A 9608-nucleotide genomic window follows, 5' to 3' on the forward strand; every position below is an offset into this window, starting at 1 on the left:
TGGATCTGTTATAAAGCTGTTTAATCCAGACAAGGATTGGATTATATTACCTTCATCGACAGAAATCATCATACGAGCAACGAGAAATTTGGGAAACATAATTTTTCATAGATTATTGGGAGTTACCCTTCGTGCATTATGCTATCCAAAATCTAGCACAACCGGAAACCGTTGTCAATTTTTACCATTGATACGAAGTGCCTTCTGAAGGTAGAAACTACATATGTTGAAGCACTTATTAATGGAGCATGACATATTCGTTTAAGTTGAAAAAACGGATCAGAATTTACTCAAGCTATAATTAAAAGCACCATTTAGTCAACTTCCTTTAAAGGCGGATAAAAAAAGCCGACCCAAGAGAATCAAGTCTCTTAAGTCGGCTGAATAAAATTTTTTAAACGTCAGTCAGGTCTGTCTTAGGCTTCGTATAAAGCAGCGACTTGTTTCTGAGCGTCTTTATTTTCAAGGAATTCATCATAAGTGGTTTCCGCACGGTCGACGACGCCATTTGGTGTCAGTTCGATGATGCGGTTGGCTATTGTCTGAATGAACTGGTGGTCATGTGAACCGAACAAGACAGACCCTTTGAAATCGATCAGTCCGTTGTTCAGCGACGTGATGGATTCCAGATCAAGGTGGTTTGTCGGGTCATCAAGTACCAGAACGTTCGCTTTGCTCAGCATAAGCTTGGACAGCATGCAGCGAACTTTTTCTCCACCGGACAGCACGTTGACTTCTTTAAGCACTTCTTCACCGGAGAAGAGCATGCGCCCCAGGAAGCTGCGCAGGAATGTGTTGTCGTTTTCCTCTTTGGAAGCATACTGACGTAGCCAGTCAAGAATAGTCATTGAGCTGTTGTTGAACTCACTTGACGAATCTTTCGGCAGGTAGGCCTGTGAAGTCGTGATTCCCCACTGGAATGACCCAGTATCAGGCTCCATTTCACCCATAATGATTTTGAATAAAGTTGTAATGGCGACATCGTTACGGCTGACAAATGCCACTTTGTCGTCACGGCCCAGATTGAAGGAGATGTTACTTAAGACTTGTTTTCCGTCAATTGTTTTAGACAGATTTTCTACACGAAGCAAGTCGTTTCCGATTTCACGCTCAGGCTTGAATCCGACAAACGGATAGCGGCGTGAAGACGGATGAATGTCATCCAGCGTAATTTTATCCAGCATTTTTTTACGAGAGGTTGCCTGCTTGGATTTCGATGCATTGGCACTGAATCGTGCGATAAAGGCTTCAAGTTCTTTGATTTTCTCTTCTTTTTTGCTGTTCTGATCAGCCTGCAGTTTGGCAGCCAGCTGGCTTGATTCAAGCCAGAAGTCGTAGTTTCCGACGAAGAGCTTGATTTTACCGAAGTCGACATCGACCATATGCGTACAGACCTTGTTCAGGAAGTGACGGTCGTGGGAAACGACAATAACGGTATTTTCAAAATTGATCAGGAATTCTTCCAGCCAGATAATGGACTGCGTGTCGAGTCCGTTTGTCGGCTCATCTAAAAGCAGGACATCGGGCTGACCGAATAGAGCTTGAGCCAGGAGGACTTTCACTTTCTGTCCAGCTGTCAGTTCGCTCATTTTCTGGCTATGCAGATTTTCAGGAATACCCAGCCCCTGCAGCAGAGTAGTGGCTTCAGGTTCAGCTTCCCACCCGTTCAGTTCAGCAAATTCGCCTTCAAGTTCAGCCACTTTAATGCCGTCTTCGTCAGAGAAGTCCGGCTTCATGTAGATGTCGTTCTTTTCCTGAATAATAGCATAGAGACGTTCGTGTCCCATGATGACGGTGTCGATGACCGTATAGTCTTCGTAATCAAAGTGATTCTGCTTCAGAACAGCCATACGCTGGTCACTTGGCATAGAAACGTCACCAGTCGATGGAGACACTTCTCCGGATAAGATTTTAAGGAATGTCGACTTACCGGCACCGTTCGCACCGATCACACCATAGCAATTGTCGTTTGTGAATTTTAAATTGACGTCTTCAAACAGTTTTCTATCTGAAAAACGCAAGCTTACATCTGTTACTGTAATCATTAAATATTTGCCTCGTTTCTTTTGTGCTCTATATTCTCAATTAGTCATTAGGTTTTATTATACTTACTTTTTAGAAAAATGCACTGGTTTAAGGAATTATTCTTTTCTTTCTGAAGAAAAAAGACAAAGCGAGTTCAAATTCTTCCTATATCTTGGACCGTGAATTATAATAATTAACGTTCCGAATTTAGTTCGAATTAGTAATAATGACGGTCAACTGGAGTGTTAACATATGCTTTAATACGACGGTTATAATTTTTCCCAGGCCCTTAAACATAGAAAGGAGGATGTGCTCGGTAAAGAACATAAAACGTTCTGTTTTCCTGATTTCTATAATTCCCTCGCCTATGTAGAGCTCTGGAATAACCTGCTTAACGGAGTGAGCTTTCAGGATAAAATCATGCGTAAAAATGCATATGGAGAGGTGATTTGGCTTGAAGCTACATATTTCCCAACTTACGTTACCCTTGGTAATCGAGTTATCGGGGTGTCAAAGGTTGCGACGGATATAACAGAAAGGCAGTTAAAAATTGAAGCCGTGATCCAAGAATTACGGAACTTTCCAAGAGCATGGCTGTGTCTTCGAGAAACTGTATTTCAAAAGGAGGAGACCTGCTTGAAAAAAGTACAGCCATGATAAAAGAATCAAATGACAGTACAGAGAATTTGAACGAACTTCTTAAGAAGAATGAATCGGTCAAGAGTATTGTTGAAAAAATACAGAACATTGCATCTCAGACTAATCTTCTGGCACTGAGTGCTTCCATAGAGGATGCACGTTCAGGAAAATATGGTTTGGGAGTTGGGGTCATTGCAGTGGAAGTCAAGCGGCTGTCCAAACAGGCTCATGAATCCACAGAAAATATACAACTTGATATACAGGCAGTCAAAAACAATATCGATCTGGTCGTAGATGGAAATACACATCTCAAGGAACATATAGAACAAAGTGAAAAGGAAGCCGAAGAAAAAATATCCTTTTCTTTTTCGCGACATTCCAAGCCATATGTCGTAGTGTTTTTCATTATGCTGACGTTTGGTGGAGACAACTTAGGTATATACATTCCTCTATTTGCCTCGATTCGACTGGTCACAGCTGGTTCTGACGCTGTTTGTATATTACGCTTTGTTGGTATTAATGGTTGGTGCTGCTTATAAGATATCTGAAGTGAGACGGATCAACGCATTTATTGAAAAGTATGAACGATGGATCGAATCACTAGTCTTCGTCGCTCTTGGGCTAAATATTATGCTGGAAAATGAGACGGTTGGATGGCTGTTCAGCTAGTCTCTTTCCTTTACAGAACATTTACATAAAGGAAAAAAACTGTGATAGACAGGTATAAGGGCATTTGCTAAACTGAAAAGGAGGCTTATGTTGGAATGCCAGGTATACGAGGAGGAAACAAATGAAAATAGTAGTGATTGGATCGGTAGCTGCGGGGACGTCTGTTGCCGCAAAAGCGAGACGTAATGATGAAACAGCTGAGATTGTCGTATATGAATCTGGAGAAGATATATCATACTCAGTCTGCGGGATGCCGTATTTTTTAGGCGGAGAAGTCGACTCAGTGGACACGCTCATCCCAAGAAATGCTCAGTGGTTCAAGAAACGATTTGATTTCGATATCCATACAGGCCACCATGTCAAAGCGATCCATCCTTCAGTAAAAGAAATTGAGGTATACAATAAAAAAGAAGGCAAGGGGTTCCGTGAAACATTCGACAAACTGGTTCTAGCTACAGGATCTTATTCTCTAGCGCCGTCTCCGTTCAGCCTGGATTCTTACAGCAACATCTTTCACGTGAAATCGATGGCTGACACGAAAGCTATTGATGCTTACATGAAACAGAATGACACTAAGCACGTGACGGTTGTCGGGTCAGGGTTTATCGGTCTGGAAATGACGGAACAGCTGACAGAAAAAGGAATGAACGTGACAGTAGTCGAACTGGCGTCTCAGGTTTTTCCTAAAATCGATCCGGATATGGCTTATCATATTGAAAAGAAACTCAAGGACAAAGGCGTTAAGCTGCACTTAAGTGATAAAGTTCAGACAATTGAGGGCAGCGGGAAAGCGGCCGTTCTGACGACTGATAAAGGCGCAGATATTGAGACAGATCTAGTCATCCTGGCTGTCGGTGTCCGTCCGAACACGTTCCTGACTAAAGAAACAGGGATCAAACTAGGTGAAACGGGGGCAGTAAAAGTCGATGAATTTATGCGCACATCTGTAGAAGATGTCTATGCTGTAGGAGACGTAGCTGAAAGTTTCCATCGTGTAACAGGACAGCCGATTTATCACCCGCTTGGTTCTACAGCAAACAAGATGGGCCGTATTGCAGGGGACCACATGACAGGAGGCAAGCTGTCATTCAAAGGAACGATAGGGACCGGCATTTTCAGGTTGTTCGACTTGACTGTGGGCTATACAGGTCTGTCTGCTGCAGAAGCTGAAAAAGCAGGCTTCGATCCAGTAGTCATTCACAACATCAAACCGGGGCATGCCGAGTACGTGGGTGGCCAGAATATGATCATCAAAGGTGTTGCCGACAGAGAAAGCGGTCGATTCCTGGGCGCTCAGATCGTCGGACCGGAAGGCGTGGACAAGCGTATCGATGTGTTTGCGACCGCCATCACTTTTGAAGCCAATGCGGAAGACCTGTTCCACTTGGATCTGGCATACGCCCCGCCATTCAGCACAACAAAAGACCCGGTCATGTATACGGGAATGGTGCTGGAAAATGCAAGAGAGCAGCTTCCGGTCATGACACCTGAAGAACTGATCACCCGTCAGAAAGCTAATGATGCGCTTCAAGTGATCGACGTCCGTTCGCCTAAACAGTATGCGAAAGGGCATGTCGATAATGCCGTCAGCATTCCAATGCCTGATTTACGTAAAGGTGTCGCTGACCTGGACCGTTCATTGCCGACAGTGGTATACTGCAATAAAGGCGTGACCAGCAATACAGCACAGAATCTACTTTTAAATATCGGGTTTAAAGAGGTGTACGTATTATCTGGAGGCAACACGAACTTTCACTATTACATGGATGCAATTGAAAATTAATCATTCATTCAACTAACGACCAAAGGGAGACAGTATGGACACTTCAGTATTACAACAATTGACAGGGGAATTTTTCGGGACTGCCATTCTGATTTATATCGGAAATGGTGTCGTAGCAGGAAATGTACTGAACAAAACAAAATCATTCAACACAGGCTGGCTGCACATTACGATTGGATGGGGGCTGGCTGTGACAATGGCCGTCTATTCAATCGGCTGACTGTCGCCGGCTCATCTGAACCCGGCCGTGACACTTGGTATGGCATCAGCCGGACAGTTTGACTGGGCGCTCGTGCTGCCTTATATAGTGGTACAAATCATCGGCGGAATTTTAGGTGCGACACTGGTCTGGCTGCATTATTATCCACATTTCGCAGAAACTTCAGATGAAGATGCAATCTTAAGTGTCTTCTCCACTTCGCCGGCTATAAAGAAAAATAGATGGAATATTGTTAGTGAAGCGATGGCTACGGCCTTTCTGGTCTATGCTCTGCTGGCATTCACTCAAGGCGAATTTACAGAAGGGCTGAACCCGGTGATCGTGGGTCTATTGATTCTGACAATCGGGCTCTCATTAGGCGGAACGACGGGATATGCCATCAATCCGGCGCGGGATTTGGGTCCGAGGATTGCTCATGCGGTTCTACCAGTGGCCAACAAAGGGGCGTCAAACTGGGCTTACGCCTGGATTCCGGTTCTGGGGCCGTTCATAGGCTCTGTTATCGGTGGGCTTGGCTTCCTGCTGATCAGTAGCGTGAGGTAAACACACAATAATAAGTCATAAGACGAACCTTCTTTTAGACATCAGTTGTCTTTAAGAAGGTTTTTAGTTTCAGATAGGATATAGATTTAGAGTGTCTGTATGGTTGAACGAGCAGGCTTGTGTTTAAACAACCGAGAGTCAGGCGCATAGACATTCTAATAACCTTATTAATCTTTAGGCCCCTGTATTCTGTTATACTATTGATAAATAGTACAAATCAGAAAGTAGGCGTGTGTGTTGGCTGGTTACATCGAAGATTTTCATTTGAGCATTATTATACTTATATTTATTTTGTCCTTAGTCATTCTATCCAAGTCTGCGGATCAGCTGATCGATAAGGCAGTGGAGCTTTCTCTTAAGCTCGGCTTGTCAAAAGTGGTGATCGGAGCCACTGTTCTTTCCATTGGCACGACTCTTCCGGAAGTTGCTTCCTCACTTGCTGCGGCGATTGGAGGGAATGGTGAATTTGGGCTGGGGAATGCCATCGGATCAATGATCACTAACGCCTCCCTGGTTCTGGGGATTGGTGCCCTTGGAGGAATCATCCCGGTAAAGAAAGGCATGCAGCAGACCTTCCTGTTCATGAGCGGTCTGTCCCTTCTGTTTATCGGGACCAGTTTTATAGCTGGAATGAACGAAACCGGTGGACTGCTTCCTAGATGGAGCGGTGGGGCTCTGCTTGTTGTTCTTCCGCTGTATCTCTGGTACACCGTGAAGCAGAAACCGGATCATCTGATGGAAGAGCTCCCGGATGAAGCGGATAATGAAGCTGATGGACCAACAGAACAAGGTAACCTGTTGAAATCCATTATTATACTCGCAGCCAGCTCGCTGGGTGTGACGGCAGGAGCTACTTTGCTTGTCGCTTCAGCTGAAGTTGGAGCCGCACGCCTGGGAATACCTGATACGGTCATTTCGTCAACACTGGTTGCCTTCGGGACAAGCGTACCGGAAGTGACAACGACTTTAGTCGCTGTAAGGTACGGCCATGGGGAATTGGCGATCGGTAATGTTCTGGGCGCCAATATGATGAACCTGCTGCTTGTCATGGGTACGACGATCAGTATCCTGCCCGGCGGGGTTGCGGTGCCGCAGAGTTATTATCTGCTTCAGTTCCCGATTCTGATCCTTATCTTCATCCTGCTCAGCATCCCGATTCTGTCGAAACGAGTAGAATCGATAAACAAAGGGCAAGGCATCTTGCTTGCTCTCATCTACGCCGTGTATCTTTTCTTCAATTTTATCTAACAAAAAAAAGCAGCTGCTCCCTAAAATAATCATAGGGGGCTGCTGCTTTGTCATAGTTTAAAATTAAACGTGGACGACAGGTTCTTCTTTTTTCAGTTCCATGTCGTAGTGTCCGATTTCTTCATCATAATATAAATCTGAAATTGCACGGAAGCCAAAGGATTCATAAAAATCTTTAAGGTAGGCTTCAGCCTGAATTTCGATTTCGGCTTTAGGGTACTTGCATATAATATAATCCAGTGCAATTTTCAGCAGTTCACGTCCGTGTCCTTCGCTTCTGAATTCCTGAGGAACGAGTACGCGTCCGATACGCATTTTTTTATCCTGCTTATAGATTCGGGCATAGGCCTTGATTGTTCCTTTTTGACGTTTGATCAGATGAACAGCGTGCAGGTCGATGTCATCGATTTCCTGATAGGCACAACCTTGTTCGACAACAAACACTTTTGTGCGTTCTTTAACGATTTGATGATAGTCACGTGCACTTAATTCTTCAAATTGTTTATACTGCCACATTTAGTTGTGTCAATCTCCTTTTTAGTCAAATATATCCCACATACGCCCGTATTCAACGGAACATATATGAGATCCACACACATAGTATACATCTTTAAATAAAAAGGTCAAATCATTTTTTGAAAATAAATCAATTTTCAAGAATCCCTTGAATTTAAAGGTTATTAGGAGCATAATTTAATATGAATTTAGATGACTTTTATAAATTTTAGAAAGAAGGAAGAGACAAATGGAGCTAGTTGTCATCGTATTGAACAAAACGGATCTGCTGGATGAAATATTGACCTTATTTATGCGTTACAAAATTAAGGGTGCGACTGTGCTGGACAGTAGTGGCATGGGTCACCTGATTTCGAATCAGTTTCCGATGTTCTCAATGTTTGCGGAACTGGGAGAAGAACGGGAGTCAAACAGCAAGACCATTTTTACTGTAGTTAAGGGTGCAGAGGAACGCAAGGAAGTTCTGTCTGTCGTAGAGAGTGTCTGTGGAGACTTATCAGAGCCCGACACAGCAATATTCTTTAGCGTGCCTGTGAACTTTACGAAAGGCATCGACAACGAAAATAACATAGAAGAAGGGTTTTAAACATGACATATTCGCTTTATATCGCAATCCTTATGCTGGTCGGCATGGCTGGCGGGAAACTGGCTAGCAAAGTTGGGCTGCCCACTGTCAGTGGGTATCTGCTCTGTGGACTGCTTTTAGGTCCCAGTGTACTGAACATCATTACCAGTGAGGTCTACTACAGTTTAGGCTTCGTAAATGAACTGGCTCTCGGCATGCTGGCAATTTCCGTTGGGACTGAGCTGCATTATCTCATGTTTAAAAAATTCGGAAAAAATCTTGTAACTATTTCCATGGGGAACGCTGTTTTGACAGTTGCCGTCACGTCACTGCTGACTTGGCTGGTCGGAATGCCAATACAGTATGCTTTGATACTAGGGACTCTGGCATTGACCGTTTCACCAGCTGGAGTAGTTGAAGTCATTAAAGATACACGCTCAGAAGGGGAAATGACTCAGAATGTGCTGGGGCTGGTCGCTTTCGACAACCTGGTTGCTATCATGACATTTGGTATGATGGTATCTTTCGTTCAGTCCTTTGGAGATCAGGGGCCCGGAGGAATAGCCCTTCTGGGATCAGTCCTTTTCGACATCTTCTTGGGAATGATGATTGGTGCACTAAGTGGCCTGTTCGTTTCTTTCTTTATACGTAAAGGTACATCAAATGACAAATTGCTGGTCATTTTACTGGCAGTCATCCTGTTCAATACAGGAATTGCCACCATGTACGGGCTGTCTCCGGTATTGACCAACATCTTTTCAGGCATTGCCATTACGAACCTGACTTCACGCAAAGTGCTGATCGCAACTTTACTGAACCGCATTGAAATGCCGGTGTTCGTCATATTCCTGACCTTGGCTGGTGCGCATATCAATTTATCGATTATAGGTACGGTAGGCGTCGCAGGGCTCGCTTATATTGCTGCCCGTTCGATTGGTAAATACTTCGGTTCTCTGGTGTTTTCTCAATTTACAGATGTGAGTAAGGAGGTTCGTCCTTATATAGGTCTTGGCCTCTTTCCACAAGCAGGTATCGCCATTGGCCTCGCTACTGTAGCCGAACGAAGCATTCCTAACGTATCCGGAGCGATTACTGGTGTTGTCCTGGCAGGGGCAGTGTTCTTTGAGATTTTCGGGCCGATGATCACAGGCTATGCTTTAAAAGCAGCAGGTGAAACGAAAGCCGCGAGAACCCCTAAATTCAAGAAGCAATAAATCGTACTATATCCACGAGTCGGACTTTTAAAAAAGTCTGGCCCGTGTTTTTTTATCACCATTTGACAGAAGACTCCCACCTCTAAGCGAAGCGTAGGTGGGAGATGAATGCCTATTGAGCGAAGCTCAAAACAGCCCTTCTGATTTTAATGCTTTTCGCAACAGTTCAAGTACACTGGCTGTAAA

General features: G+C 44.2%; 8 protein-coding genes and 2 pseudogenes. 8 read left to right on the forward strand and 2 right to left on the reverse strand.

What is annotated here, in order from left to right:
- Positions 1-416 precede the first annotated feature (416 nt).
- The gene (locus ACYQ4S_RS09295) at positions 417-2045 is read right to left on the reverse strand and encodes an ABC-F family ATP-binding cassette domain-containing protein (RefSeq protein ID WP_346023545.1); all 1629 of its coding nucleotides are present in this window, start codon (positions 2043-2045) and stop codon (positions 417-419) included.
- 268 nt (positions 2046-2313) lie between these two features.
- Here ACYQ4S_RS09295 and ACYQ4S_RS09300 point away from each other — a divergent pair.
- The 6 genes and pseudogenes from ACYQ4S_RS09300 to ACYQ4S_RS09325 form a co-directional block, all read left to right on the forward strand.
- Positions 2314-2682 (forward strand): annotated as a pseudogene (locus tag ACYQ4S_RS09300) (PAS domain-containing protein); the annotation flags it as partial.
- Positions 2679-3203 (forward strand): methyl-accepting chemotaxis protein, encoded by a 525-nt coding sequence (locus ACYQ4S_RS09305; protein WP_459770752.1) that lies wholly within the window; start codon positions 2679-2681, stop codon positions 3201-3203. The pseudogene ACYQ4S_RS09300 and the gene ACYQ4S_RS09305, both read left to right, overlap by 4 nt.
- A complete protein-coding gene (locus ACYQ4S_RS09310) occupies positions 3175-3333 on the forward strand; it encodes a cadmium resistance transporter (protein ID WP_459770763.1) in 159 nt (52 codons plus the stop codon). The genes ACYQ4S_RS09305 and ACYQ4S_RS09310 overlap by 29 nt, the downstream gene beginning before the upstream one ends.
- A gap of 121 nt (positions 3334-3454) precedes the next feature.
- A complete protein-coding gene (locus ACYQ4S_RS09315; protein WP_459770754.1) occupies positions 3455-5116 on the forward strand; it encodes an FAD-dependent oxidoreductase in 1662 nt (553 codons plus the stop codon).
- Positions 5117-5150: 34 nt separating this feature from the next.
- A pseudogene (locus ACYQ4S_RS09320) lies at positions 5151-5879 on the forward strand (MIP/aquaporin family protein).
- 237 nt (positions 5880-6116) lie between these two features.
- Entirely contained in the window at positions 6117-7127 is a 1011-nt protein-coding gene (locus ACYQ4S_RS09325; protein WP_459770756.1) for a sodium:calcium antiporter, read from the forward strand.
- 63 nt (positions 7128-7190) lie between these two features.
- Here the strand turns inward: ACYQ4S_RS09325 and ACYQ4S_RS09330 are convergent, their stop codons facing one another.
- On the reverse strand, positions 7191-7643 hold the full coding sequence (locus tag ACYQ4S_RS09330) for a GNAT family N-acetyltransferase (RefSeq protein ID WP_459770757.1): 453 nt from the start codon (positions 7641-7643) through the stop codon (positions 7191-7193).
- Positions 7644-7872: 229 nt separating this feature from the next.
- On the opposite strand from ACYQ4S_RS09330, the gene ACYQ4S_RS09335 reads away from it, so the two are divergent.
- Positions 7873-8229: a hypothetical protein gene (locus tag ACYQ4S_RS09335; protein WP_459770759.1), complete on the forward strand. Its 357-nt coding sequence runs from the start codon at positions 7873-7875 to the stop codon at positions 8227-8229.
- 2 nt (positions 8230-8231) lie between these two features.
- On the forward strand, positions 8232-9422 hold the full coding sequence (locus ACYQ4S_RS09340) for a cation:proton antiporter (protein WP_459770761.1): 1191 nt from the start codon (positions 8232-8234) through the stop codon (positions 9420-9422).
- The last annotated feature ends 186 nt before the right edge of the window (positions 9423-9608 follow it).

The organism is Alkalibacterium sp. s-m-28 (assembly GCF_054658175.1).